Source organism: Variovorax sp. Root434 (genome assembly GCF_001426595.1).
In the GTDB taxonomy this organism is placed as follows: domain Bacteria; phylum Pseudomonadota; class Gammaproteobacteria; order Burkholderiales; family Burkholderiaceae_C; genus Variovorax.
The window spans coordinates 1,172,974-1,196,381 of sequence record NZ_LMEK01000012.1 but is presented as its reverse complement, the minus strand read 5'-3'; the positions used below and the strand labels follow the sequence as shown (position 1 = coordinate 1,196,381).

The window sequence follows — 23,408 nt, the reverse complement described above, 5'->3', positions numbered from 1 at the left end:
CAGAAATCTTGAAGGCCGGCCCTGCTGCCGGGAGCGGCTTCTTCCCTTCAGTGCCCGTTGCCCGGAGACGGCGCCAGCCCGCGCTGCTTCAGGAAGTCGTAGAGGCTGACAGCGAGCACCTGCGCAATGGGAATCGGCAGCGTGACGCGCAACACCGCCGCCCGCTGCACCGGGCACCGGTCGGAACTGTGGTCGACGCGGCTGGCGTCGAAGGTGATGTGGACGCAGCCCGCATTGACCCAGTAGCCCGAGACTTCGTCCGCGAACACCTGCGGGGCGTGCAGGTCGTCGATGTAGGTGGCTTGCGGAGGCTGGGACATGGCGGCTCGGGAGATGCGGGAGCCCCGATGATCCGCATCAATCTGGTAGGAAAAATGGTCCCGCGCCCTCAGACGATCCGCACCGACAACTCCGGCAGCCGGTCGATGTGGATCTCGATCAGGTCGCCGCGCACCACCGGCCCGACGTTCTCCGGCGTGCCCGAGTAGATGATGTCGCCCGGCCTCAACTCGAAGGCCTGCGACAGCCGGCTGATCTGCTCGGCCACCGACCAGATCATGTGCCTGAGCGTGGCGTTCTGCTTCGTCTGCCCGTTCACCTTGAGCCAGATCGCGCCATCGGTGAAGTGCCCGACCTTCGCCACCGGGTGGATCGGGCCAATGGGCGCCGAATGGTCGAAGCTCTTGCCGATTTCCCAGGGCTTCTTCTGGTCGCCCATCTCGCGCTGCAGGTCGCGGCGCGTCATGTCGAGGCCCAGCGAATAGCCGTACACGTGGTCCATCGCCGAACTCGCCGGGATGTTGCGCCCACCCTTGCCCAGCGCCACCACCAGCTCCACTTCGTAGTGGTAGTTCTTCGTGAGCGTGGGGTAGGGGTGGTCGGCCACCACGCCGGGCGTCACGACCTGGATCGCGTCGGCCGGTTTCTGAAAGAAGAAGGGCGGCTCGCGGCTGGGGTCCGAACCCATCTCGCGCGCATGCGCCTCGTAGTTGCGGCCGATGCAGTAAATGCGGCGCACCGGAAAGACCTGCTCGCTGCCGACAATCGGGATCGTCGACGCGGCGACGTCGAACGGCGTTGCCGCCGCGCGGCCGGCCCCGGCGGGCAGCGCGCAACCGGCGATGGCGCCTGTGGCCATGGCGGCGGAACCGGCCAGCAGGCCGCGACGGGAAGTGATCATGAGCGTCTCCTTGGTTTTATGGAATGCGGGTGCCGTGCCTTCACGGCCGGTCGATTCTGGGGTGGCGAACCGGCGTGCGACCGTCCGCATCTACGCAAAAACAGGACAGAACCCACTCCACCGCATGGCGTCCCGGCGCAGCGGTGGTTCATGGTGCCGAGAAGGGCGGCAAGCGCCTCCGGATCGTCTGCGCCTTCACGATGGATGTATTGGTCTCGGCCTTGTTCGCGATGTGGTCGAGAATGCCGTCGAGCTGGTCGAGCGATTGCAGGAAGAGCCGCGCGACGAAGCAGTCTTCGCCCGTGACCTTGTCGCACTCGCAGAACTCGGGCGTGCCCTCGATCAGCTTCTGCACCGCCTGCAGCTGCCCGGGCAGCGGGCGGATGCGCACGATGGCCTGGAACTGGTAGCCGAGCGCCTTCGGATTCACATCCAGCGTGTAGCCCCGGATCACATCGCGCTCCTCGAGCCGGCGCAGCCGCTCGGACACGCTGGGCGACGACAGCCCCACGCGGTGGGCCAACTCCTTCAGGGACATCCGCGCGTCGGCCGCGAGGGCCTGCACGATGGCTTCGTCTGTTGCGTCGAGCATTTCCGATCTCCGGTGATGAGTGGGTGTTGACGGCTTTTTTTCAAAGGCCACCGGCGGCTGTTGCCTTATTAAAAGCATATCCAATCCGCGCGGGACGTGGCACGCTTGCTCCTTCTTTTCTATCGTTCGGAACCGAGACATGCAGACGCAGTTGCGCGGCGCGCTGGAGATGAGCGCGGCCATGGTGATTTCCGGAACCATCGGATGGTTCGTCGTGCGCTCGGGCCAGCCTTTGCCCGACCTGCTGTTCTGGCGCTGCGTGTTCGGCGCGGCGACGCTGCTGGTCGTGTGCCTCGCGCTGGGCCTGCTGCGGCGCGGCCTGACGCTGCGCAGCTTTGCTCTGGCTGCATTCGGCGGCGTGGCGCTGGTCGTCAACTGGGTGCTGATCTTCGCGGCCTTCTCGCATGCGTCGATCTCGATCGCCACGGCGGTCTACAACACGCAGCCCTTCATGCTGGTCGCGCTCGGCGCGCTGCTGCTGTCGGAGCGGCTGACCGCGATGAAGGCAATCTGGCTGTGCATCGCATTCGCCGGCGTGGTGCTGGTGGCGCAGGCCAAGTCCGGCGGTGGTGCCGACGGTTCCTCTTACTTGATCGGCGTGCTCATGGCGCTGGGCGCGGCCTTCTGCTACGCGGTGGCCGCCATCGTCGCGAAGAAGCTCGACGGCATCGCGCCGCACCTCATCGCACTGATCCAGGTCTGCGTGGGCATCTTGCTGCTCGCACCCTTCGCGCACCTGAAGGCGCTGCCCGCCGACGCCGCCACCTGGGGCGTGCACCTGACGATGGGCGTGGTCTACACGGGGCTGGTGTTCGTGCTGCTGTACGGCGCGCTGCAGAAGCTCTCGACGCCGGTGGCGGGCGCGCTGTCGTTCATCTATCCGCTGGTGGCCATTGGCGTCGACTACGCCGCCTTCGGCCAGCGGCTGGGCGCGCTGCAGCTGGTGGGCGCGGCGGCCATTTTGATCGCGGCGGCGGGCATGACCTTCGGATGGACCCTGCCGGGCCTGCCGCGGCGATTGCCAGCTGCCGAAGAGCGCTGAACCGGGAAGCCGCCGCGACGCCGCTAGCTGGCGCCTTGCTGGCGCCGTCCCAGCGCGAACACCGAGTTCGGCGCGTCGACGACAAAAGGCTTGCGCGTGGCCGACTGGCCGGACGGCGTGCGCCGGCTGTCGCTGCGCGCCGCGGCCTGCACGCCCTTGGCCTTTTGCTCGTCGACAAGGCTTTGCAGCGAGATCGACTTGAGGAACTCGACCGCCCGCAGGTTCACGGTGGCCCAGAGCTCGTCGATTTCGCAGCGGCCGGCCTCGCCCGGCGCGTCGGCGTTGCGCCGGCGGGAGGATTCCGCATCGTGTTCCTCGATCGAGAGGACGATGTCGGCCACGGAAATCTCCGTCGCCCTACGGCTCAGAGAGTACCCGCCGCCCGGGCCACGGGTCGATTCGACGAGGTCGGCGCGGCGCAGCTTGCCGAACAGCAACTCCAGGTAGGACAGCGACACGCGCTGGCGCAGGCTGATCGAGGCCAGCGTGACGGGGCCCGAACGGCCGTGCAGTGCGATGTCGATCATCGCGGTGACCGCGAAGCGGCCCTTGGTGGTGAGGCGCATGCCAGTTCTCCTTTTTCGGGGGATTACTCGTCGCGGCCGCCGGCGATGCCCAGCAGGGCCAGCAGCGACTGGAAGACGTTGTAGATGCTGAGATACACACCCAGCGTGGCGGAGATGTAGTTGGTTTCCAGGCCGTCCTTCACGCGCTTGAGGTCGTGCAGGATGAAGGCCGAGAAGATGCCGATGGCCAGGACCGACAGCGTCATCATCAGCGCGCTCGACTGGATGAAGAAGTTGGCGATGCCCGCCACCAGCAGCCCGATGGCGCCGATGAAGAGCCACTTGCCCATGGAAGACAGGTCGCGCTTGATGACCGACGACAGCGTGGCCATGCCGAAGAAGATCGCGCCGGTGCCGGCGAACGCCGTCATCACCAGGCTCGCGCCGTTGGCCAGGCCGAGCACCGTGCCGACCAGGCGCGACAGCATCAGTCCCATGAAGAAGGTGAAGGCCAGCAGCACCGGCACGCCGGCGGCCGATTCCTTGGTCTTCTCGATGGCGTACATGAAGCCGAAGGCGCCGCCGAGGAACACCATCAGGCCGATGCCCGGCGACATCGCGCGCGACAAGCCGGTGGCAACGCCGATCCAGGCGCCGAGCACGGTGGGCACCATCGACAGCGCGAGCAGCCAGTAGGTGTTGCGCAGGACGCGGTTGCGCTCCTGCGGCGATGCGAGCGGCAGACCGATGCTGTCGTGATAGGCGGTAGGGCTGTTGTTCATTGTGTGGATTCCTTGAAGCTGGACCTGTGCCGGCTGCGCGCAATGGCGCGTGCAGTGGCGGCGCAGGGCCTGAAAATGAGAGGTGTCGTTGCCGCGATGCGGGTACCGCATGGGGGCGGGCCCGGATCGCAAGGGCGGGAGCCGTGGCGGCTTCCGGTCGCGCAGGCTTTGGGGGCCTAGGCGACGAAGGCAGCGGCCCGGGGTGGCCGCTTGGGTCGCGCGAGGAACGGCGAGACGGAGGTGGTCAGGCCGAGCTTCGGCGGCTGTTCCGTGAAGCGCAGCAGTGCGGGGGCTTCGTTGCGCGCGTTGACCAACTCGGCGTGTTCGGAGCCGGCTTCGTCGAGGGAAAGGGCATCGTCCGACGCTTCATCGGCAGCGCCTGCCGGAGCGTCGGAGAGGGCCACGCCGACGACCAGCGTGGCGGCCTGCGGCTCGCCGTGCGAATGGCCGGCACCGATCATGCTGTGCGCAAGCACGGCAAAGCCGTAGCAGGACAACATGATGGAGAGGACAGCAGCGGCAAACCAGCGGGACATGTAGGGGCAATTTTACCTGTCGCGGTTTGCGGCGCTCGCCACGGGGGTTTCAACCGACCGGATCGCATGGATGTTCGTCAGGCTGGCGCGCTCGTGGTTTCGCTGCCTTCGGACTGCAGCCATTCGCGTGCGTGGGTGCGCAGGGCGTCGATCTGCAGCCAGATCAGGCCGAGTTCGGTGTGAAGGGTTCGCGCCTGCGGGTCGTTGCTGGTGGCGACGGCCTGCGCCAGTGCGGCCCGAGCCGCCGGCTCCGCGGCGGCATCGCCCGGCGCCTCGATCAGGCCCTTTTCCAGCCCGGCCGCCAGCCCTTCGAGGGCCGCGATCGCTCCTTCGGCCGCCGTTTGCAGCAGTGCCATCTGCGCCGAGTCGGGCAGCGCCGCACGGTGGGCGCCCAGGGCCGAGAGGTAGCTCAGCAGCGTGTGCGAGCGGATCAGGAAGCGCAGCGCCACCCCCGCGCGCGGCCGCACGTAGCCCGGCTCGCGGAACATGTCCGACACCGCCGTGGACAGCGCCGCGTCCGCGTTGTGGTCGTTGCGCCGCGCCAGCCGGTAGTCGAGGTGGTCGCGCGCGCCGGTGCGGTACTGGCCGACGATCTGCCGCAGGTAGCCGGCATGGCCGCGCATCGCGGCCGCGGCCAGCTCGTTGATGCGCCGCGCTTGCCAGTGCGGCAGCACCAGCAGCACGGCCAGCCCGGCGATCGCGCTGCCGATGGCGGTGTCGACCAGCCGCGGCACCAGCAGCACGCCGCTGTCGCCGACCTGGTTGAAGCACATCAGCACCAGCAGCGTCATCGAGGCGGTGGCCAGCAGATAGCGCGTGGCGCGGGTCGCGAAGAACAGCACGCCGGCCGCCACCGCGATCACCGACTGCACCAGCGGCTGCGGAAACAGCTGCAGCAGCGCCCATCCGGCCACCACGCCGAGCGCGGTGCCGGCGATGCGCTGCCCCATGCGCGAAATGGTGTCGCCGTAGGTCTGCTGGCAGACGAACAGCGTGGTCAGCAGAATCCAGTAGCCCTGCGCCGGGTGAATGGCGCGCATCACCCCGTAGCCCGCAACCAGCGCGATCGACAGCCGCAGCGCGTGGCGAAACAGCGCAGAGCGCGTGGTGAGCTGCCGCCGCACGCGCTCGACCGCATCGCGCCACGAGCGTGGCGAGCGGTCGAACAGGCCCATCTCGGTGCGGCCCGCGCGCGCCGACGGCTGGCTGGCACCCGAGAGCTGGCCGTCGAGCAGCGCGAGGTTGCGCGCCAGCGCCTCGACCGATGCCAGCAGCGCCAGCCTCGCGGGCGTGTCGGCCCGCGCGCGCTCGTGCTCGATGGCACTGCGCAGGTCGGCCAGCGCCTGCACGGTCTCGGGACCGACCTCGAAGGGCTCGCGCCGCGCGATCGAGTCGGCCAGCCGCTGGCAGGCCAGCCCCTGCAGGCCCAGCACGCGCTGGCAGCGGTAGAGCAGGTCGCTGTGGAAGAAGGCATCGGCCAGCGCGTTGTAGTCGTCGTGCGAGGAGCTGGCGCGCTCGTGCACGTCCTGCGCGATCAGGTAGAGCCCGCGGTAGCGCGAGAGGCGCCCGGTCGGCGCGCGCGCGCCGATGCGCAGGAAGATGCTTTCCTTCGCGGCGTTGAGCTCCGCCACCACCTCGGCATTGAGCTGCGCGAGCGCGAGCCGCTTGCGCTCGATGTCGATGCCGCGCAGCGGCTCGAACAGAGAAGCCTTGAAGCGCACGAAGCTGCCCAGCACCGTGAACAGCGTCACCAGCCGCGCCTGCACGGGCTGCGCCGGAAAGGCCGCGCACCACAGCACCGAGAACACGCCGTACCAGGCCGCGCCGGCCAGCAGCAGCAGGGGCTCGCGCCCGCGCTGCACCACGCCGTGCGAGCCCAGGTTCTCGATGCCGAGCGTGGCGTACATCGCGAGGATCAGCGTCGCGTATGCGATCGCCTTGTAGCGCGCTCCCACCGCACCGAGCATCGTGAGGCAGAAGGCCGCGAGCGCCAGCCCGGCGATGAACAGCAGCGGAAGGCTGAACGCCGCCTCGACCGCGAACGCGATGGCGGCGAAGCAGCCCAGCGTGACCACCTGCGCGCGCAGCCGGCCGCGCCAGCTGTCATCGGTCTCGGCGAGCGCGCTGGCGATGGCGCCGAGGAACAGCGGGATCACCGCATCGGGATGGCCGGTCCAGGCGCAGCCCGCCATGAGGCTGCCGAGGGTGAGAAGGATGCGCACGGGCTGCGCGCGGGAAGCGAAGGACCGCAGCCGCTGGCGCAGCGCGTCGGGAGACAGGGGAAGCATGGGGTCGATCTTGCACGATGCATGCCACCGCCATGTGGCGCTCCGCTACGGGGCGGGCCGGCTGCGCAGGAAGCCGTGGCGCAGGGCGATCCACCTGGCCTGGCCGTCGTCGGCTGCGGGGCCGGCGTCGAGGCCCGCGAGCAGCATCCGGTCTTCGACCTGCAGGAACTGGCGGGACGGCGCGCCGTCGGTGCCGGGCAGCACGCGCAACGTGGCATCGCCGAGGTCGATCTGCTCGCCCGGTGCGGGCGATGCGGTGGATGCATCGGGCCAGGCCTCGCGCAAGACGCGCATCTCTTCTTCGGTCGTTGCCTGCGTCGACAGGAGCCACCTCACCCGGCCAGGTGCCGCCGCGACAAGGGCCGCGAGGTGCCCGGGGCTCGCGGGCAGCGCGTCGATCAGTGCGCAATCGCCGCCCGCGACGCCCACGAAATAGCTGTGCGTCAGCGCGCCCGATGCATCGGCCTCGCCCGTGACCCGCAAGACCCGCGCCGAGAGCCGCATCACCAGCCCGGCCTCGTGTGCGTAGCGGCCGCCGCCTTTGCCGTCCGGATCGACGTGCCCGATTTCTTCGTACGCCGGCTCTTCCATGTTCACCGGCCGCCGGCCCGCGGGACCGTCCGCCAGCCGCGGCATGAAGCGCGGGATGTGCGTCAGGCCGCGCGCATGGGCCATGAGTTCGGTCGTGCTTGCGAACTGCGCGAGCTGTTCGAGGATGCGGCGCGTCACGTTCATCAGCTTGAGCCCGCGCGCGGGCGCCACGGCCTCGGCCGGCCGCAGCCACATGTGCTCGACCGTCTCGCGGCCGTCGGGCCGCACGTTCTGCGCCTCGGGCATCGGCGCGAGAAAGAAGCGCGTGTCGAAGCGGCGCGGCATGCCCGGCGGCGTGAGCCAGTGGGTGAAGTAGGCGAGCCGGTCGGCCGCGAGCTGCCAGCCGTGCCGGTCGCACAGCGAAATCAGCGCGTCGGTGCCTTGCTCCGCCTCGTCGCGCATGGCGGCGAGCTGCGCGGGCGGCAGGTTGTCGAGCGCCACCGGCCGGCCCGTGCCGTCGGTCGCGAACAGCACGCCGGCTTCCTCGAAGCATTCGCGGATCGCGGCCGCGTAGTAGTCGAGGCCGCCCTCCGGCACCGCGAGGCGTTCGCTCGCGGCGCTGTCGTCAAGGCCGCCGCAGTGCCCGTGCAGGCTGCGGTCGTGCGCGTCGATCACGCCGCCCGGGAACACGCTGGCACCGCTGTTCTGGTCGTCGGCCTTCTCGGCCCGCCGCAGCATCAGCACCTCGAGCCCGTGGCTGCCGTCGCGCAGGACGATGAGGGTGGCGGCCGAGCGCACGGGGCGCGGCGAAGCGGGGCGTGGTGTGGCGTCGGAGGTGCTGGTGGTCATGCGCACATTGTCGCGCCGGCGGCTGCTGCGAAGGCGACAGCACGGGCCCTCGGCTGTCGCATGAACGACCGTGCGAAACACCATGTGCCGCGTACCTTCAATGCACATCGACTGTTGAAGGACGCACCATGCATTTCGAATTCACCCCTCGGGCGATCGCGCTGCGCGACGAGCTGCTCAAGTTCATGGACGAGTTCGTCTACCCGAACGAGAAACGCCGCGAGGAAGAGCTGGCCGCCAACGCCCGCGCCGGCCGCCCCTATGCCGAACTGCCGATGATGGCCGGCCTCAAGGCCAAGGCGCGCGAGCGCGGGCTGTGGAACCTGTTCCTGCCCGAGCCGGAGCATGGCCCGGGGCTGAGCAACGTCGAGTACGCGCCGCTGTGCGAGATCATGGGTCGGCGCTACTGGTGCGCGGAAATCTTCAACTGTTCCGCGCCCGACACGGGCAACATGGAAGTGCTGGCCCGCTACGGCACCAAGGCGCAGCAGGAGCGCTGGCTCACGCCGCTGCTCGCGGGCGAGATCCGCTCGTCGTTCGCGATGACCGAGCCTGAAGTCGCATCGAGCGACGCCACCAACATCCGCTGCAGCATCCGCCGAGAAGGCAACGAGTACGTCATCAACGGACGCAAGTGGTACATCACCGGCGCGATGAACGAGCGCTGCGAGATCTTCATTCTGATGGGCAAGACCGACCCCGACAACGCCGACCGCCACAGGCAGCAGTCGATGATCCTCGTGCCGAAGAACACGCCGGGCATCACCATCGTGCGCGACATGCAGCTGCTCGGCATGTACGACCCGCCGTTCGGCCACCCCGAGATCGTGTTCGAGAACGTGCGCGTGCCGGTGGAGAACATCCTGCTCGGCGAAGGCCGCGGCTTCGAAATCGCGCAGGGCCGCCTCGGCCCCGGGCGCATCCACCATTGCATGCGCGCCATCGGCATGGCCGAGTCCGCGCTCGAGATGATGTGTCGGCGCCTCGTGTCGCGCACCGCCTTCCACAAGCCGCTGTCGGAGCAGGGCGTGTGGCGCGAGCGCATTGCCGAGTCGCGCATGCTCATCGAGCAGTCGCGCTGGATGGTGCTCAACGCGGCCTACCGCATGGACACCGTGGGCAACAAGGTCGCCGCCAAGGAAATCGCGATGATCAAGGTGCTCACACCCAACAACTGCGTGAAGGTGATCGACTGGGCGATGCAGGCCTTCGGCGCGATGGGCCTGAGCCAGGACACGCTGCTCACCCACTTCTACGCCTACGAGCGCCACCTGCGCGTGGCCGACGGCCCCGACGAGGTGCACCGCAACGCGATTGCGAAGCAGGAGCTGGCGGCCTACCAGTAAGAAGAGGAGGAGCGCGAAAGGCGCTCAGCGCGCGGCGTCGGCCGGCGCCTCCCACGCGAAGCCGACGCCGTACACCGACCGGATCCAGTCGTATTCGGGCGTCACCGCGCCGAGCTTGCGGCGCAGGTTCTTCACGTGGCTGTCGATGGCGCGTTCCGTCACGTCCACCGTGTCGTCGTAGGCCAGCTCCAGCAGGCGGGCGCGCGAGAAGATGCGCCCCGGATGCCGCGACAGCACCTGCAGCAGCCCGAATTCGCGCCGCGTGAGGTTCAGCGGCGTGCCTTCGAGCGACGCGCGCCAGTGCACGTCGTCGAGCACCAGCCCCGGCGCCTCGCTCTGCGACGCCGAGCCCTGCAGGCCCGGTGCGGTGCGCCGCAGCACGGCGCGCACGCGCGCCACCAGTTCGCGCGGCGAGAAGGGCTTGCACACGTAGTCGTCGGCGCCCAGCTCCAGGCCCAGCAGCCGGTCGACCTCCTCGATGCGCGCGGTCAGCATGATGATCGGGTGCGCCGTGTGCTCGCGCGCGCGGCGCAGCACCTCGATGCCGTCGAGCCGCGGCAGCATGATGTCGAGCAGCGTGAGGTCGGGCGGCGTGGCGACGATGCTTTCCAGCGCGCTGTGCCCGTCGGTGAAGTGCTCGGTTTCGTAGCCCGCGTGGCGCAGGTAGTCCTGCACCACCGAGGCGATGTCGATTTCGTCTTCGACGATGACGATGCGTGTCATGACGGTGCCGCCAATGGAAGTGTGATGGTCACGCGCAGCCCGCCCAAGGGCGAGGCCGACGCGTCGATGGTGCCGCCGTGCGCCTCGATGGTCGCGCGGCAGATCGAGAGACCGAGCCCGGAGCCGCCGTGTTCGCGGCTGCGCGAGCTCTCGCCGCGGAACAGGCGGTCGAACAGGCGCGGCAGCTCGGCCTCGGGTACGCCGGGCGCGCTGTCATCGAACAGCAGGGTGAGGCAGTTGCCGGTCCATGCGCCTTCGACCGTGACGTCGATGCGCAGCGTGCCGCCGTCGTTGGTGTAGGCCAGCGTGTTCTCCAGCAGGTTCATGAAGACCTGGTGCAGCCGGTGCGCGTCGCCGTCGATGGTCGGCTGCGCGGAGGCGCCGATGAGGTCGATGGCGCGCCGGTCCACCGCGATGGCGCGCCTGGCGAAGCGGTCGCGCGTGTGGTCGAGCGCCTCCTTCAGCAGCGACAGCGGGAACACCGTGGTAGTGAGCAGGTCGCTCTGCGGTTCACGCATGCTGCTGCGCAGGTCGTCGACCAGCTGGCCGAGGCGGATCACCTGCCGGTGCAGCCGCAGCGCGGTGCGTTCGTCGAAGGTGCGAACGCCGTCCTGCAGCGCCTCGATCTCGGCACGCATGGCCGCCAGCGGCGTGCGCAGCTCGTGCGCCGCGTCGGCCAGCCAGGCGCGGCGCGAGGCTTCCACCGTGTCGAGGCGCTGCGCCATATCGTTGAAAGTCCGCCCGAGCAGCGCCAGCTCGTCCGAGCCCTGCACCGCGACGCGGGTGGACAGCCGCCCGCGCGCCAGGTCCTGCGCGGCCTGCGTGAGCTCGTCGATGGGCCTGAACCAGCGGCGCGCCAGCAACCACGACAGCATCAGCGCGAAGCCGAGGCCGCACAGGCCGGTGAGCACGATCACGCCCGACTGCCGCGCGACGAAGGCGCGGTCGGCTTCGCTCTCGAGGCCCCGCATCGGCGTGAGCGCGAGGTAGCCGATGACCGTCCGGTCGCGCCGGATCGGCGTGCGCGCGGCGTTTTCCAGGTCGACGTTGGCGCCCACCACGCGCGCGCCGTGCGCGTCGAGCACGGCCAGCCGCTGGAAGATGGAGTCCGGCATCTCACGCAGATCCGGGAAGGGCCACGGCGGCGGCATGGCCGGCCCCCGGCGCGGCAACAGGTCGAGTTGCTGTGGCGGCTGTGGGGGTGGCAGGGGCGGCGGGCTGCCGTCGGCGCCGTTGTCGGGCGGGGCATCGCCGCGCATGGCGCGGTGTTCGTACCAGGGGGGCAACCGCCGCTCGTCTGCGTTGCCGTTGCCCGCGGCGCCGTCGAGCACGGCAGCCAGCCGGCCCATCTGCAGGCGGCGCCAGGCGTCGTCGTTGTCGTGCAGGCTCTTCCAGTCGCCATTGGCGACGTAGTGCTTCAGCAGCAGCTGCGAGAGCCAGTCCATGCGCCGGATCTCGATCTCGGCCACGTAGGAGCCCAGGCCGCGCTGCAGCGCAATGATCGAGAGGCCCGCGAAGCTGATCAGCAGCACGATCAACAAGGCGGCCAGCGCCAGGAAGATCTTTCTGGAAAGGGTCAGGTGAGGCATGGGCTCGGGGAAGGCATGGCCGCATTCTGCGACATGCACTGCGGGCAGGCGTTGGGGGGCTTCATGGGCAAGCGGTTGATCATCGGGGTCGAATGTGGAGGAAATTGGGACAGAGGTTCTCCCACATTTCTCCCGAATCGAGCCGCACGATGGAGCCCATGAGCCCTCGCATGGACCTGCCGCTGCTGCTGGCGATCACGGTGTTTTTCTGGCTGGTCGCGCAGGCATGGACGCTGCTCGTCTTCTGGGCGGAAGAAGGCGCCACGCGGCCCTCGGCGCCCGTCGCGCCGCGTCCTGGGCCGATCAGGAAGGACAAGAAGCCATGACACCCCCCGATTCACAACTTCCCCTCGGGCGCCGCGGCCTGCTGGCCGCCCTCGGTGCGGCGGGCCTTTCGGCATCGGCACGCCCGGCGCCGGCCGCGCAGCGCCGGTTGCCGCTGACCGCGCAGACCACCGAGGGACCGTACTACCTCGACCTTGCGCTGGACCGCCGCGACATCACCGAAGGGCTTGAAGGCGTGCCGCTGGACGTGCGCTTCACCGTTTGCGACACCGCCGGCCGGCCGCTGCCGAAGCTGCGCGTGGACCTGTGGCACTGCGACATGCAGGGGCGCTACTCGGGCTTCGGCGAGCAGGGCGACGACCGCGCGCAGTCGTTCGAGGGCAAGACCTTCCTGCGCGGCAGCCAGCGCACCGACCGCGCAGGCATCGTCTCCTTCGGCACCGTGTACCCGGGCTGGTATGCGGGCCGCACCACGCACATCCATTTCAAGGTGATCAATGGCGCGCGTGCTGTGCTCACTTCGCAGTTCTTCCTGCCCGATGCGCTGAGCGAGTTTCTCTATACGCAGATGCCGCTGTACCAGCGTGCGCGAATGCGCGACACGCTGAACAGCGTCGACGGCATCGCGCTGAAGGCCGGCGGGACGGTGCTTGGTGCGGTGCGCGAAGAGCGGCAGCGCTATGTCGCCACGCTCGCGCTGGTGGTGGACCCGGCGGCAGTTCCGGTGATCGACCGGCCTCCGAGGCCGGGCGGTCTGCCCCCTGGTGGCCCATTTCCCGGTTCGACGCCGCTCTCTGGTGCCCGTCCACCGCGGCCCCGCGCTCTGGAAGGCTCCGCGCGCATCCGCGCGATGGTGCCGCCGCGCGCCGAAGGCTGAGCCTCGCCAGCCACATGCGCACGCGGAGACGCGGCAGCGCGCAGCCTCAGGCCGGCCGCTCCGCGAAGCAGAAGCCCACGCCATAGACCGAGCGGATCCAGTCGTGCGACGGCACGGCGTCAGCGAGCTTCCTGCGCAGGTTCTTGATGTGCCCGTCGACCGCGCGCTCGTTCACGTCGAACGCTTCCGAAAACGCGGCTTCGAGCAGCTTGGAGCGCGTGAACACCCGGCCGGGGTCGCGCGACAGCGCGCGCAACAGCAGCAGCTCGCGGCGCGTCAGCCTCAGCGCGCGCCCTTCCAGGCAGGCGTTGCCGCGCGGGTCGTCGAAGCGCACCGCGGCCGAGGGCATGGCGGCTTCGCGCCACTGCGCGTGCCGGCGCAGCACCGTGTGGATGCGCGCCACCACCTCGCGCGGCGAGAAGGGCTTGCAGACATAGTCGTCGGCGCCCAGGTCGAGCGCCAGCAGCCGGTCAGCCTCCTGCGTGCGCGCCGTCAGCATGATGATCGGGTGGTTGCCGTGCGAGCGCACCTTCTCCAGCACCTGGATGCCGTCGATGCGCGGCAGCACCACGTCGAGCAGGGTGAGCGCCGGCGGCGCGCTCAGGATGCGCTCCAGCGCCGCCGCGCCGTCTTCGATCTGCTCGACCTCATGGCCCGCGCCCTGCAGGTGGCCCAGCAGCAGCGGCGCGCTGTCGCGCCCGTCTTCCACCAGCAGGATGCGGCTCATGCTCAGGACCCTGGTGCTCAGAAGGAGGTTCCGATCTGGAACTGGAAGCGCTGCGTGCGGTCGGCCGCGATGCCGTTGGCGGTGTCGGCCTTCTGGTAGAGCAGCGGCACCGCATAGGCCAGCCGCAGCGGGCCCAGCGGGGAGATCCAGCTGATGCCGATGCCGGCGGAAGCTCGCAGGCGGTTCTGCGCCTTCCATTGCGCGTCCGTCATGCTGGCGGTGCGGTCGGCGAACACGTTGCCCGCATCGAAGAAGCTGTACAGGCGCAGCGTCTTGTCGTTGCCCGCGCCCGGGAAGGGCGTGCTGAACTCCATGTTGAAGATCGCCTTGCGCGTGCCGCCGAGCGCGCCGCCCGTGACCGAATCGACCGGGCCGAGCGAGTTCTGCTCGAAACCGCGGATCGAGCCGAGCCCGCCGGCATAGAAGTTCTTGAAGATGGGGTAGGTGCTGCTGCCCAGCGCGCGCGCATAGCCTAGCTGGCCGTTGATGGCCAGCGTGTACTGCTTCGACAGCGGGAAGTACTGTTGGTACTGGTAGTTCGTCTTCAGGTAGTGCAGTTCGCTGCCCACGCCCATTTCGAGGTTGGCGCTCTGCAGCTTGCCGCGCGTGGGCACCAGCGCGCTGTCGCGGTCGTCGCGCGACCACCCCAGCGTGGCCGGGATGCCCACCACGCTCGAATTGGCGCAGGTCACACTCGGCACGGTGCCCGTGCACTTGAAGTAGTCGAGGTAGGCCTGCGGCGTGGCGGTGTACACGTACGAGCCATTGACCAGCGTGTAGGTGCCGTTGGTGCCGGGCGTGAACGACCAGCGCTCCAGGCCGATGCCGAGGAACACGGTGTCCTGCTCGCCCACCGGGAAGCCGAAGCGGACCGAGCCGCCATCGCTCGCGAGCTTGTAGTTGCCGTCAGCCTCGTAGTAGGGCCGCGTGGTGGTGTGGAACACGTTCAGCGTGCGGGAGATGCCGTCCTTGGTGAAGTACGGATCGGTGGCCGTGAGCGAGATGGTGCGGTTGTACGAGCTCGTGTTCACGCTCAGCCCCAGGTAGTTGCCGCTGCCGAACACGTTCTCCTGCGTGATGCCGAAAGTCAGCGAGACCTTGTCGGTCGACGAGTAGCCCGCGCCCAGCTGCAGCGAGCCGGTGGGTTTCTCGGTCACGTTCACCACCAGGTCGACCTGGTCGGGCGAGCCGGGCACGTCGACGGTGTCGACGTTCACGTCGGTGAAGAAGCCCAGGCGGTCGACCCGGTCGCGCGAGGCGCGGATCTTGTTGCCGTCGTACCAGGCGCCTTCGTACTGGCGAAACTCGCGGCGGATCACCTCGTCGCGCGTGCGGGCGTTGCCGCCGATGTTGATGCGCCGCACATAGGCACGGCGCGAGGCTTCTGCCTTGAGCACTATCGTCACGCGGTTGTTCTGGCGGTCGATCTCGGGCTCGGCCTTCACGCGCGCGAAGGCGTAGCCGAAGGTGCCGAAGTAGTCGGTGAAGGCCTTGGTGGTGGCGGCCACGTCCTCGCCGTTGTAGGGCTTGCCGGGGCGGATGGTGACCAGGGTCTTGAACTCGTTCTCGTGGCCCATGTAGTCGCCCGCGAGCTTCACGCCGGCCACCACGAACTTCTCGCCCTCGGTGATGTTGATCGTGAGGGTCAGCGTCTGTCGGTCGGGCGAAATGGCGACCTGCGTCGAGTCGATGCGGAACTCCAGGTAGCCGCGCGTGATGTAGTAGGAGCGCAGCGTCTCCAGGTCGCCGTTGAACTTGGTGCGCGAGTACTGGTTGGACTTCGTGTACCAGTCGAGCCAGCCGCCCGTGTCCTGGTCGAACAGATCGAGCAGTGTGCTCTCGCTGAAATCCTTGTTGCCGACCACGTGCACTTCCTTGATGCGCGCGCTCTCGCCCTCGGTCACGGTGAAGGTGATGTTCACGCGGTTCCTCTCCAGCGGCGTGACGGTGGTGACGACCTGCGCGTTGTAGAGGCTGCGGCTGATGTACTGCCGCTTGAGCTCCTGCTCGGCGCGGTCGGTCAGCGCCTTGTCGTAGGCCTGGCCTTCGGCGAGGCCGACCTCGCGCAGCGCCTTCTGCAGTGCGGCCTTGTCGAACTCCTTGGTGCCCACGAAGTCGACATCGGCGATCGAGGGGCGTTCTTCCACGATCACCACCAGCACGCTGCCGTTGACGTCGATGCGCACGTCCTTGAAGAGGCCGAGTTTGAAAAGCTCACGGATGGCGGCGCTGCCGCGTTCGTCGCTGTAGGTATCGCCGGTGCGCAGGCCCATGGTGGCGAAGACGGTGCCGGGTTCGACGCGCTGCAGGCCTTCGAGGCGGATGTCCTTGACGGTGAACGGCTCGACGGCCCAGGCGGGGAAAGCGGCGAGCGAGGCGAGCAGCGCGGATGCCGCTGCGAGGGACTTCGGTAAGTGCATCGCCGCATGGTCCTTGCCAATGTCGGAGAAATTTGGGACTTTTCTCCGGCTGCCCCGGGGTGCTCGGGGTCTTTACCTTACTGCAACCCCATGGCGTTTGTGGTCATCCACGCCGGCACGGTTTCGGTGCCGGCAGCCTGGCTGATTTTTTCTCGGCAGTTCTGCAGATGGTCTTCGAGCGACAGGCCGCCCTGTATCTCCAGCAGGCGCTCCACCGTGCGGTCGATACCTTCGGCATCGAGCAGCCGGCAGGTGCGCGCGGTGCGGCCGTTGTTGCGCACGAGGCGCGCGATGTAGGGCAGGTCCCGCTGCGTGATGACGGCGGCCGGCATCACGCCTTCGAGCTCGATCCCTTCGCACGGCAGCAGCACGAAGTACTGCAGCCGCAGGTCGTCAGGCAACAGGCTGCGCAGCTGCGTGGTCTTGCGCCCGCCCTGCCATGCGGGGTCTTTCACCTCGCGAGCGCTCTTGCAGCCGTTCAGGCGCAGGAACCAGCGCGGCGGGGACTGGTCCGATTTCTTGCGATAGACGAAGGCATTGCGCCAGGCCTTGATCTCGAACAGGTAGATGCCGGTCTCGCAGACCAGCACGGCGTCGATGCGCGCGGTGGGCACCGCGTGCCCCTCGGGCATCGGGATGATGAGGTTGCGAAGAATGCGCAGGTAGGAAAAGGCGGGGCTGAATGCGCTGGCGAGTTGCTGCACGCCCAGCGAGGTGGCAATGGTGCTTTGCAAGGCAATGGTCATGGAGGACTCCTTCGGCCATCGAGCATCGCGCGGCTTTGGGGAGACTTCTTGTGCAAGGTGTTTCCTGCGGTGGCGTGCAGGCAAACAACAGTCCGTGCAAAGCAGGAGGCATCCACAAGATTCCTCCGAATTTGAACGAGACGATGCGTGCCGGCTGCTCGATGGAGAGCCGCTGCAACTGGAGAACCCTGAATGAAGAAAACCCTCACGGCATTCGCTGCCCTGGCCGTCTGCGGGCTGGCCTCTGCCCAATCSTCCGTCACGTTGTTCGGCGTCGTCGACGCGGGCCTGACCTACCAGTCGGCGACCTCGCGCGACGCGACCACCGGCGCATCGGTGAAGTCCAGCAAGACCNTCCGTCACGTTGTTCGGCGTCGTCGACGCGGGCCTGACCTACCAGTCGGCGACCTCGCGCGACGCGACCACCGGCGCATCGGTGAAGTCCAGCAAGACCAGCCTGGCCAACTCCGGCTACAACTCCAGCCGCATCGGCTTTCGCGGCACCGAAGACCTCGGCGGCGGCCTGGCTGCGAGCTTCTGGCTCGAAGCGCCCATCASCAACGACGACGGCGCCACCGGCATCTCCACCTTCGCCCGCCGCTCCACCGTGAGCCTGTCGGGTGGCTTCGGCGAGCTGCGCCTGGGCCGCGACTACACGCCTACCTTCTGGAACGACACCGTGTTCGACCCGTTCGGCACCAACGGCTCGGGCACCAACGTCATCAGCACCGTCAGCGGCAACACCACCATCAACAACGCCAACTACGTGCGCGCNCACCGTGTTCGACCCGTTCGGCACCAACGGCTCGGGCACCAACGTCATCAGCACCGTCAGCGGCAACACCACCATCAACAACGCCAACTACGTGCGCGCSAGCAACTCGATCGGCTACTTCCTGCCGCCGAACCTGGGCGGCTTCTATGGCCAGGTGCAGTACAGCCTGCACGAGAACGCCAGCACCGATGCGACCAGCACCACSGCTGCTTCCAGCAGCACCGCCGGGCGCTACGTCGGTGGGCGYTTCGGCTACGCCAACGGTCCCCTGGACGTGGCACTGAGCGTGGGCCGGAGCACCGCGGTGGACACCACCGCGCTGGAACGCAAGGTGCAGACCATCAACCTGGGCGCTTCGTACGACTTCGGTCCGGTGAAGCTGTTCGGTGAGCTGTCGAACGTGAAGAACAAGTTCGACTACGCGGCAGYGGCCGACACGCACGACACCTACAACGGCTACCTGATCGGCGCGACCGTGCCGGTGGGCGCAGGCCTGATCCGCGTGGCGTACTCGCAGGTGCGCTACAACGAAGGCACGGCCGGCATCACGGGCGAGGACCCGCTGGCACGCAAGTTCGCGGTCGGCTACGTGCACAACCTGTCCAAGCGCACGGCGCTGTATGCGACGGTGGCGCGCGTGAACAACCGCAACGACGTGAACTACACGGGCAGCCTGGTGTCGGCCAGCACCANGTGCACAACCTGTCCAAGCGCACGGCGCTGTATGCGACGGTGGCGCGCGTGAACAACCGCAACGACGTGAACTACACGGGCAGCCTGGTGTCGGCCAGCACCACGGGCTACGGCAGCGCGGGCGTGAGCTACACGGGCCTGCCGCGTTCGTCCACCGGCTACGACTTCGGTATCCGTCACGCGTTCTGATGCAGGACGCACGCCGCGCGGGACAAAAGGGCGCGTGCTCTTTTCTCCCGCACGGCTTTTGTTTTTCAGTCAGCAGTGAGATTTCCAATGGACCGAATCCGACTCTTCGCGAGCGTGCTGATGGCCGGCGGCCTGGCCGGCTGCATCATGCTGCCTCCGCCCCCTCCACCCATGCTCCATGGTCCCGCGCCGGGCTTTCGCGGCGAAGGGCCGCCGATGAACTACGGCGCACGCAGGCCGCCGCCGCCCGGCTGGGAAGCCTGCAACGGCGCGCGGGACGGCTGCATGCGCGGCATGCCGGGCCAACCCGACGGCCAGGCTCCAGGAGCCCGTTGATGACCGGGGCGCAACTGCACTCCGGCAACCTCGGCACGATCATCGCCGGCGTCATCCTCCTCGGCATGGCCGGCGTGGCCTGCATGATGTTTTCGCTGTTCATCACCAACCTGCGGCAGGGCGCGAGGGCGCGCGAGCTCGCGGCGCAGGCCCGCGGCGAGGCGCAGCAAAGGCTGGGCGCGAGCCGCGTGCAAGACCTGCGGCCGCTGCTCGATGCCGCCCCCGCCTGCCGGGACATCCGCCTCGACATCCAATTGCCGCCAGAGGCCGTTCCCGTGCTGGCGATAGAGGCCGAGCTGCGTGAGCTGCTCGCCAAGGTCGCGGCATATGCGGCCAGCGTGATGCGCGCGGGCGCGACGCTGCAGGTTTCCGCCCAGGCGGAGGGCGGGCAGGCGGTGATCCACTGGCGCGACCTCGATGCCGTCGACGTGCGGCCACCGCTGGCGAGGTTCTTCGACAACGCCCACACGGCGGCAGCCGGTGCCAGCGCCCGGGCCTGCGAGCGCATCGCCAGCCACCATGGCGGACGCTTCTACTCGGCGCCGCATGCAGGAGGCGTGCTGGGGCTGACGCTGCGCCTGCCGCTGCTGACCGGCTGACTGATCGACGCCGGCCGGCCGGAACGGGCCTCCTGGAACTCCGCGCCATACTCGCGGTCCCACGGTGCCGCCGCTTTTCTTCCTCCTGCCGAACGTGCGATCCATTGCTTCCCCGACCTCCTTTCTCCGCGCGCTCGCCGCGAGCGCGGCCCTTCTCGCCGCCGGTGCGCTGCATGCGCAGGCCTTGCCGGCGGGCGTGCACCTTGGCATGTCGGCCGAGGAACTGCGGGCCGTGCTGCCCGCGGCCGAGCGCGTGCAGCGCCCGCAGCGGCTGAGCGGCGGACTGGCCGGCAGCTGGCGCGCGGCTCCGGTCGAGATGGCGGGGCTGCTGTTCGAGCCGACCTTCTTCTTCGCCGCCTCGGAGCTGCGCCGCGTCGAATACGTGGCGACGGCGCAGGCCACGCCCGACAACGGCGCGGCCGCCTTCGCGGCGCTCGTGCGATGGGGCCGAGGGGCGTTCGGCAACGAACTCGCATCGCGCGACCCGGGCAGCGCGTACGCCGCATGGGTGAGCAACGACACCGACGTCTACGTGCAGCAGCAGGCCGGCGATCCGCGCCGCGCGAGCGTGCGGCTGGTCTACAAGGCGCGGCAGCTGCGCGACGGCAGCGAACTCTGAGCGCCGCCGCACCATGGGAAGTTGTCCTGCAAGCCGATTCGAATCTGTCTGGCCGGCGGCGCCCGGCCGGCGGAGAGACTGCCGTCTCCAAATTCTTCATGGAGACGACGATGCCCGAGGCCAGCGAGGTCCGCATTCCGCAGGACGATGAGCAGATCGATGTCACCGATCTGAAAGAGGTCGACTACTGGACAAAATGGTTCGGCGTGACCGAGGCTCGCCTGCGCACGGCCGTGGCGTCTGCCGGCACGCGCAGGGACGATCTGCGCGTCTACCTCGGGCTGCCCTGAAGCGGCGGCAGCCGCGCTGCTTCAGGCGGCGGCCAGCATGCCCCGTTCCTCGATGAACGCGACCACCTCGGCCACGCCGGTGAGCGTCTTGAGGTTCGTCATCACGTAGGGCCGCTGGCGGCGCATGCGCTGCGTGTCCTGCTCCATCACGTCGAGGTTGGCGCCCACGTAGGGGGCGAGGTCGGTCTTGTTGATGACGAACAGGTCGCTCTTGGTGATGCCGGGGCCGCCCTTGCGCGGGATCTTTTCGCCGGCCGCCACGTCGATCACGTAGATCGTGAGGTCCGACAGCTCGGGGCTGAAGGTGGCCGCAAGGTTGTCGCCGCCTGATTCGACGAACACGATGTCGGCGTCCGGAAAATCCTCGAGCATGCGGTCGATGGCTTCGAGGTTGATCGACGCGTCCTCGCGGATGGCGGTGTGCGGGCAACCGCCCGTCTCGACGCCCATGATGCGTTCAGCCGGCAGCGCGCCAGCCACCGTCAGCAGACGCTGGTCTTCCTTGGTGTAGATGTCGTTGGTGATGGCGATCAGGTCGTACTTGTCGCGCATCGCCTTGCAGAGCATTTCGAGCAGCGTGGTCTTGCCCGAGCCGACCGGGCCGCCGATGCCTACGCGCAGCGGGGGCAGTCTCTTGGTGCGATGGGGGATGTGGTGCAGGGCGGAGGTCATGGAGGGTGTGTCCGGTTCAGCTTCGGAAGAGGCGGGAATATTGTGTTTCATGGCGGGCCGACAACACCGCCAGCAGGGGCGCGAAGGCCTGGCGCTGGTCGTCGCCGAGGGCCATGGCGCGGGTCACGGCATCCGGGATTTCCTGCGCCAGCCGTCCGAGGATGCGCTGGCCCGCGCTCTGGCCGAGCGGCACGGCCTTGACGGCGGCGGCGACCATGTTCTCGGCCCAGCCGAAGGCGAAGGCCAGGCAGCCGTCGTGCACCGTGGCGCCGGTGCGGCCGACCGCGAACGCGAAGGCCACGGGGTAGGTCGCGGGCAGGTCGGCGAAGACCTCGGCGGTGTCGGCATGGTGCAGCTTGAGCCACTCGACGAAGGAGCGGCCCATTTGCTCGGTCTGCAGGAAGAACTCGGCCGATTCGCGGGTGCTCATCACCCACTGGTTGAGTTCGCGGATGCGCGGCATGTCGTTGGCGCGCCAGGCCGCGATGGCCTGCGCAAAGGCCGCGAGATCGCCGCGCGCGAAGCTCAGGTGCAATTGGTCTGCGAGCCATTCGGCGGCCTTGGCCTCCGAGTCGACGCCGGCCCATTCGACAGCCGCCTCGATGCCTTCGGAATACGAGAAGCCGCCCACCGGCAGGGCTGGGGAAGCCAGCCAGATGAGCTGCAGCAAGTTGTCGGCGCTGACTGGGTTGGGCATGTCAGTTTTAGGCCACCGGGTACTCCCCTCCGCGAATGTCCCCCGGCTTCGCCTCCTCCTTTATTTCGCTGCGGGGAGCACCCGGTGCCCTGTGCACGATGGGCGCTGCTGTTGTTTCGCTCGATCAACAAGTGCTCTGAACGATCACGACGGCGGGGTGCCTTGCGCAGCGAAATAAAGGAGGAGGCCGCAGGCCGGGGGACATTCGCGGAGCAAGGCACCCCGTCGGCGTGAGCGCGCCCTGGATCACGCATGGCCATGATCGTCGAGCAGTTCCGGCGCGAGCACGAGCGGCTTTGGCCCTTTGCTGCCGCCATGCGAGTGCCCATGGTCATGGCTGTGACCCCCGCCGTGCGAATGCTCATGCGAACCATAGGCGCCGCTCTCGGGCTCGAAGGCTTCTTCCACCGCGACGACGATCAGGTGCATCGAACGCAGCATGTCGGCCAGCACATGATCGGGCTCGATCTTCAGGTGGTCGGGTCGGAGCTCGATCGGCACATGCCGGTTGCCCAGGTGATAGGCCGCGCGCGTCAGGTCGAAAGGCGTGCCGTGGGCCGTGCAATGCGTGATGCGCAGAACCGGCTGCGGCGCGGCGATGACGCGGACCAGCGAGCCGTCTTCGGCCACCAGCACATCGCCGCCCCGCACGGCGGTGCCGCGTGGCAGGAACACGCCGATCTGGCGGCCCTGCGAGTCGGTGGCGTCGAAGCGGCTCTTCTGACGGATGTCCCAGTCGAGTTCGATGGTGGCGGCGCGCTTGAGCAGCACGGGCGCAAGGCCGCGGCCCTGGGGCATGAGTTTGTTGGCGGTGAGCATGGTGGCTTGCGGCTCCAAATGAGGCGGGCTAATATAACGTTCGTTATAACTTCTGTTCAACGGAGCGTCCAATGTCCGCCCTCAAACTGACTCAGATCGGTAACTCTGTCGGCATCATCCTGCCCAAGGAAGTGCTGGCGAGCATGAACGTGGGCAAGGGCGACACCGTCTACCTCACGCGGGCCGCCAACGGCGGGGTCACGATCACGCCGTACGACGACGAGTTCGAGCGGCAGATGGAGGCGGCGCGCCGCGTCATGAAGAAGCGGCGCAATGTTCTGCGCGAGCTTGCCAAGTGAGCGCCGCCAACCAACACTGGGTCTGGCTGAACCTGAGTGTGATTCAGTTGGTCCATGAAGAACAGCTCGCCGAGCATGGTGGTCCCGCCGGTGTGCGTGACGAGGGAATGCTTGCATCCGCCATGGGCCGACCGCAGAACCGCGCGATGTACGAATCTCCCGATGCGGCCACGCTGGCCGCGAGCTACGCATTCGGCATCGCCCGCAACCACCCGTTCGTGGACGGCAACAAGAGAACCGCATTCGTTGCGATGGAAACTTTCCTCGATCTCAACGGATTCGAGCTCCTCGCGTCCGACGAGGACTGCGTACTGAAGACGCTCGGCCTCGCGGCGGGGGAGATCGACGAAGCCTCCTTTGCCCAATGGATTCGCGGGCACCTCGCACCGCGCAGCCCCTGA

General features: G+C 68.4%; 26 protein-coding genes and 4 pseudogenes. 14 read left to right on the top strand and 16 right to left on the bottom strand.

Features of this window, described 5'->3' with window-relative positions; all coding sequences use genetic code 11:
• Nucleotides 1–47 precede the first annotated feature (47 nt).
• The 3 genes from ASD05_RS16115 to ASD05_RS16105 form a co-directional block, all read right to left on the bottom strand.
• A complete protein-coding gene (locus ASD05_RS16115) occupies nt 48–320 on the bottom strand; it encodes a hypothetical protein (RefSeq protein ID WP_056594175.1) in 273 nt (90 codons plus the stop codon).
• Nucleotides 321–388: 68 nt separating this feature from the next.
• Nucleotides 389–1,180, bottom strand: coding sequence for a fumarylacetoacetate hydrolase family protein (locus tag ASD05_RS16110; RefSeq protein ID WP_056594171.1), 792 nt, complete (start codon nt 1,178–1,180; stop codon nt 389–391).
• A gap of 148 nt (nt 1,181–1,328) precedes the next feature.
• Nucleotides 1,329–1,772, bottom strand: coding sequence for an Lrp/AsnC family transcriptional regulator (locus ASD05_RS16105; protein ID WP_056594168.1), 444 nt, complete (start codon nt 1,770–1,772; stop codon nt 1,329–1,331).
• 139 nt (nt 1,773–1,911) lie between these two features.
• On the opposite strand from ASD05_RS16105, the gene ASD05_RS16100 reads away from it, so the two are divergent.
• The gene (locus ASD05_RS16100; RefSeq protein ID WP_056594165.1) at nt 1,912–2,814 is read left to right on the top strand and encodes a DMT family transporter; all 903 of its coding nucleotides are present in this window, start codon (nt 1,912–1,914) and stop codon (nt 2,812–2,814) included.
• A gap of 23 nt (nt 2,815–2,837) precedes the next feature.
• Here ASD05_RS16100 and ASD05_RS16095 read toward each other — a convergent pair whose 3' ends face one another.
• The 5 genes from ASD05_RS16095 to ASD05_RS16075 form a co-directional block, all read right to left on the bottom strand.
• Nucleotides 2,838–3,380 (bottom strand): Rrf2 family transcriptional regulator, encoded by a 543-nt coding sequence (locus ASD05_RS16095; protein WP_056594162.1) that lies wholly within the window; start codon nt 3,378–3,380, stop codon nt 2,838–2,840.
• 23 nt (nt 3,381–3,403) lie between these two features.
• A complete protein-coding gene (locus ASD05_RS16090) occupies nt 3,404–4,102 on the bottom strand; it encodes a Bax inhibitor-1/YccA family protein (protein WP_056594160.1) in 699 nt (232 codons plus the stop codon).
• Nucleotides 4,103–4,278: 176 nt separating this feature from the next.
• A complete protein-coding gene (locus tag ASD05_RS16085; RefSeq protein WP_056594157.1) occupies nt 4,279–4,602 on the bottom strand; it encodes a hypothetical protein in 324 nt (107 codons plus the stop codon).
• 113 nt (nt 4,603–4,715) lie between these two features.
• Nucleotides 4,716–6,926 carry a YccS family putative transporter gene (gene yccS, locus ASD05_RS16080; RefSeq protein ID WP_056594154.1) on the bottom strand — a complete coding sequence of 737 codons (2,211 nt, stop codon included), beginning with the start codon at nt 6,924–6,926 and terminating at the stop codon, nt 4,716–4,718.
• 45 nt (nt 6,927–6,971) lie between these two features.
• Complete coding sequence (locus ASD05_RS16075; RefSeq protein WP_056594152.1) at nt 6,972–8,306, bottom strand: NUDIX domain-containing protein; 1,335 nt, start codon at nt 8,304–8,306, stop codon at nt 6,972–6,974.
• Nucleotides 8,307–8,434: 128 nt separating this feature from the next.
• Between ASD05_RS16075 and ASD05_RS16070 the strand changes: the two genes are divergently transcribed.
• Nucleotides 8,435–9,652 carry an acyl-CoA dehydrogenase family protein gene (locus ASD05_RS16070; RefSeq protein ID WP_056594148.1) on the top strand — a complete coding sequence of 406 codons (1,218 nt, stop codon included), beginning with the start codon at nt 8,435–8,437 and terminating at the stop codon, nt 9,650–9,652.
• A gap of 24 nt (nt 9,653–9,676) precedes the next feature.
• Here the strand turns inward: ASD05_RS16070 and ASD05_RS16065 are convergent, their stop codons facing one another.
• Entirely contained in the window at nt 9,677–10,375 is a 699-nt protein-coding gene (locus ASD05_RS16065; protein WP_056594144.1) for a response regulator, read from the bottom strand.
• The gene (locus ASD05_RS16060; protein WP_056594141.1) at nt 10,372–11,964 is read right to left on the bottom strand and encodes an ATP-binding protein; all 1,593 of its coding nucleotides are present in this window, start codon (nt 11,962–11,964) and stop codon (nt 10,372–10,374) included. Before ASD05_RS16060 ends, ASD05_RS16065 begins: the two co-directional genes overlap by 4 nt.
• A gap of 158 nt (nt 11,965–12,122) precedes the next feature.
• On the opposite strand from ASD05_RS16060, the gene ASD05_RS30115 reads away from it, so the two are divergent.
• The gene (locus ASD05_RS30115) at nt 12,123–12,290 is read left to right on the top strand and encodes a hypothetical protein (RefSeq protein ID WP_235507979.1); all 168 of its coding nucleotides are present in this window, start codon (nt 12,123–12,125) and stop codon (nt 12,288–12,290) included.
• Nucleotides 12,287–13,126, top strand: a complete 840-nt coding sequence (locus ASD05_RS16055) for an intradiol ring-cleavage dioxygenase (RefSeq protein WP_056594138.1) — start codon at nt 12,287–12,289, stop codon at nt 13,124–13,126. The genes ASD05_RS30115 and ASD05_RS16055 overlap by 4 nt, the downstream gene beginning before the upstream one ends.
• Nucleotides 13,127–13,172: 46 nt before the next feature.
• Here ASD05_RS16055 and ASD05_RS16050 read toward each other — a convergent pair whose 3' ends face one another.
• The 3 genes from ASD05_RS16050 to ASD05_RS16040 all read right to left on the bottom strand — a co-directional run bounded on the left by ASD05_RS16050 (nt 13,173) and on the right by ASD05_RS16040 (nt 17,019).
• Nucleotides 13,173–13,853, bottom strand: a complete 681-nt coding sequence (locus ASD05_RS16050) for a response regulator (protein ID WP_056594135.1) — start codon at nt 13,851–13,853, stop codon at nt 13,173–13,175.
• Nucleotides 13,854–13,870: 17 nt separating this feature from the next.
• Entirely contained in the window at nt 13,871–16,273 is a 2,403-nt protein-coding gene (gene bamA, locus ASD05_RS16045; RefSeq protein ID WP_056594132.1) for an outer membrane protein assembly factor BamA, read from the bottom strand.
• A 77-nt stretch (nt 16,274–16,350) separates the two neighbouring features.
• Nucleotides 16,351–17,019 (bottom strand): nuclease-related domain-containing protein, encoded by a 669-nt coding sequence (locus tag ASD05_RS16040; RefSeq protein WP_056594129.1) that lies wholly within the window; start codon nt 17,017–17,019, stop codon nt 16,351–16,353.
• Nucleotides 17,020–17,211: 192 nt separating this feature from the next.
• On the opposite strand from ASD05_RS16040, the pseudogene ASD05_RS30745 reads away from it, so the two are divergent.
• From ASD05_RS30745 to ASD05_RS16015, 8 genes and pseudogenes are all read left to right on the top strand, one after another.
• Nucleotides 17,212–17,373 (top strand): annotated as a pseudogene (locus tag ASD05_RS30745) (porin); the annotation flags it as partial.
• An 82-nt stretch (nt 17,374–17,455) separates the two neighbouring features.
• A pseudogene (locus ASD05_RS30740) lies at nt 17,456–17,793 on the top strand (porin); the annotation flags it as partial.
• A gap of 1 nt (nt 17,794) precedes the next feature.
• Nucleotides 17,795–18,486, top strand: a pseudogene (locus ASD05_RS30735) (porin); the annotation flags it as partial.
• 1 nt (nt 18,487) lies between these two features.
• Nucleotides 18,488–18,676: pseudogene (locus ASD05_RS30110) on the top strand (porin); the annotation flags it as partial.
• A gap of 87 nt (nt 18,677–18,763) precedes the next feature.
• The gene (locus tag ASD05_RS16030) at nt 18,764–19,012 is read left to right on the top strand and encodes a hypothetical protein (RefSeq protein ID WP_056594126.1); all 249 of its coding nucleotides are present in this window, start codon (nt 18,764–18,766) and stop codon (nt 19,010–19,012) included.
• Nucleotides 19,012–19,611 carry an ATP-binding protein gene (locus ASD05_RS16025; RefSeq protein ID WP_200955436.1) on the top strand — a complete coding sequence of 200 codons (600 nt, stop codon included), beginning with the start codon at nt 19,012–19,014 and terminating at the stop codon, nt 19,609–19,611. The genes ASD05_RS16030 and ASD05_RS16025 overlap by 1 nt, the downstream gene beginning before the upstream one ends.
• A 94-nt stretch (nt 19,612–19,705) precedes the next feature.
• Nucleotides 19,706–20,230 carry a hypothetical protein gene (locus ASD05_RS16020; RefSeq protein WP_235507978.1) on the top strand — a complete coding sequence of 175 codons (525 nt, stop codon included), beginning with the start codon at nt 19,706–19,708 and terminating at the stop codon, nt 20,228–20,230.
• Nucleotides 20,231–20,328: 98 nt separating this feature from the next.
• Nucleotides 20,329–20,520: a DUF3606 domain-containing protein gene (locus ASD05_RS16015; RefSeq protein ID WP_235507977.1), complete on the top strand. Its 192-nt coding sequence runs from the start codon at nt 20,329–20,331 to the stop codon at nt 20,518–20,520.
• 21 nt (nt 20,521–20,541) lie between these two features.
• Here the strand turns inward: ASD05_RS16015 and ureG are convergent, their stop codons facing one another.
• From ureG to ureE, 3 genes are all read right to left on the bottom strand, one after another.
• A complete protein-coding gene (gene ureG / locus ASD05_RS16010) occupies nt 20,542–21,192 on the bottom strand; it encodes an urease accessory protein UreG (RefSeq protein WP_056594123.1) in 651 nt (216 codons plus the stop codon).
• A 16-nt stretch (nt 21,193–21,208) separates the two neighbouring features.
• Nucleotides 21,209–21,889, bottom strand: a complete 681-nt coding sequence (locus ASD05_RS16005; RefSeq protein WP_056594119.1) for an urease accessory protein UreF — start codon at nt 21,887–21,889, stop codon at nt 21,209–21,211.
• 246 nt (nt 21,890–22,135) lie between these two features.
• Nucleotides 22,136–22,708: an urease accessory protein UreE gene (gene ureE / locus ASD05_RS16000; protein ID WP_056594523.1), complete on the bottom strand. Its 573-nt coding sequence runs from the start codon at nt 22,706–22,708 to the stop codon at nt 22,136–22,138.
• Between the two features lie 71 nt (nt 22,709–22,779).
• Here ureE and ASD05_RS15995 point away from each other — a divergent pair, with 71 nt between their 5' ends.
• Entirely contained in the window at nt 22,780–23,007 is a 228-nt protein-coding gene (locus ASD05_RS15995) for an AbrB/MazE/SpoVT family DNA-binding domain-containing protein (RefSeq protein WP_056594116.1), read from the top strand.
• The gene (locus ASD05_RS15990; protein ID WP_056594113.1) at nt 23,004–23,408 is read left to right on the top strand and encodes a type II toxin-antitoxin system death-on-curing family toxin; all 405 of its coding nucleotides are present in this window, start codon (nt 23,004–23,006) and stop codon (nt 23,406–23,408) included. Before ASD05_RS15995 ends, ASD05_RS15990 begins: the two co-directional genes overlap by 4 nt.

Bases quoted from the DNA above. Each gene is read 5' to 3' on its own strand.
- ASD05_RS16055 (WP_056594138.1), top strand. From the start codon at position 12,287: ATGACACCCCCCGATTCACAACTTCCCCTCGGGCGCCGCGGCCTGCTG.
- ASD05_RS16015 (WP_235507977.1), top strand. From the start codon at position 20,329: ATGGAGACGACGATGCCCGAGGCCAGCGAGGTCCGCATTCCGCAGGAC.
- ASD05_RS16040 (WP_056594129.1), bottom strand. From the start codon at position 17,019: ATGACCATTGCCTTGCAAAGCACCATTGCCACCTCGCTGGGCGTGCAG.
- ASD05_RS15995 (WP_056594116.1), top strand. From the start codon at position 22,780: ATGTCCGCCCTCAAACTGACTCAGATCGGTAACTCTGTCGGCATCATC.
- ASD05_RS16110 (WP_056594171.1), bottom strand. From the start codon at position 1,180: ATGATCACTTCCCGTCGCGGCCTGCTGGCCGGTTCCGCCGCCATGGCC.
- ASD05_RS16070 (WP_056594148.1), top strand. From the start codon at position 8,435: ATGCATTTCGAATTCACCCCTCGGGCGATCGCGCTGCGCGACGAGCTG.
- ASD05_RS16090 (WP_056594160.1), bottom strand. From the start codon at position 4,102: ATGAACAACAGCCCTACCGCCTATCACGACAGCATCGGTCTGCCGCTC.
- ASD05_RS16105 (WP_056594168.1), bottom strand. From the start codon at position 1,772: ATGCTCGACGCAACAGACGAAGCCATCGTGCAGGCCCTCGCGGCCGAC.
- bamA (WP_056594132.1), bottom strand. From the start codon at position 16,273: ATGCACTTACCGAAGTCCCTCGCAGCGGCATCCGCGCTGCTCGCCTCG.
- ASD05_RS16030 (WP_056594126.1), top strand. From the start codon at position 18,764: ATGGACCGAATCCGACTCTTCGCGAGCGTGCTGATGGCCGGCGGCCTG.
- yccS (WP_056594154.1), bottom strand. From the start codon at position 6,926: ATGCTTCCCCTGTCTCCCGACGCGCTGCGCCAGCGGCTGCGGTCCTTC.
- ASD05_RS16025 (WP_200955436.1), top strand. From the start codon at position 19,012: ATGACCGGGGCGCAACTGCACTCCGGCAACCTCGGCACGATCATCGCC.
- ASD05_RS16085 (WP_056594157.1), bottom strand. From the start codon at position 4,602: ATGTTGTCCTGCTACGGCTTTGCCGTGCTTGCGCACAGCATGATCGGT.
- ASD05_RS16005 (WP_056594119.1), bottom strand. From the start codon at position 21,889: ATGCCCAACCCAGTCAGCGCCGACAACTTGCTGCAGCTCATCTGGCTG.
- ASD05_RS16115 (WP_056594175.1), bottom strand. From the start codon at position 320: ATGTCCCAGCCTCCGCAAGCCACCTACATCGACGACCTGCACGCCCCG.
- ureE (WP_056594523.1), bottom strand. From the start codon at position 22,708: ATGCTCACCGCCAACAAACTCATGCCCCAGGGCCGCGGCCTTGCGCCC.
- ASD05_RS16095 (WP_056594162.1), bottom strand. From the start codon at position 3,380: ATGCGCCTCACCACCAAGGGCCGCTTCGCGGTCACCGCGATGATCGAC.
- ureG (WP_056594123.1), bottom strand. From the start codon at position 21,192: ATGACCTCCGCCCTGCACCACATCCCCCATCGCACCAAGAGACTGCCC.
- ASD05_RS16100 (WP_056594165.1), top strand. From the start codon at position 1,912: ATGCAGACGCAGTTGCGCGGCGCGCTGGAGATGAGCGCGGCCATGGTG.
- ASD05_RS16065 (WP_056594144.1), bottom strand. From the start codon at position 10,375: ATGACACGCATCGTCATCGTCGAAGACGAAATCGACATCGCCTCGGTG.
- ASD05_RS16075 (WP_056594152.1), bottom strand. From the start codon at position 8,306: ATGACCACCAGCACCTCCGACGCCACACCACGCCCCGCTTCGCCGCGC.
- ASD05_RS16060 (WP_056594141.1), bottom strand. From the start codon at position 11,964: ATGCCTCACCTGACCCTTTCCAGAAAGATCTTCCTGGCGCTGGCCGCC.
- ASD05_RS30115 (WP_235507979.1), top strand. From the start codon at position 12,123: ATGAGCCCTCGCATGGACCTGCCGCTGCTGCTGGCGATCACGGTGTTT.
- ASD05_RS16050 (WP_056594135.1), bottom strand. From the start codon at position 13,853: ATGAGCCGCATCCTGCTGGTGGAAGACGGGCGCGACAGCGCGCCGCTG.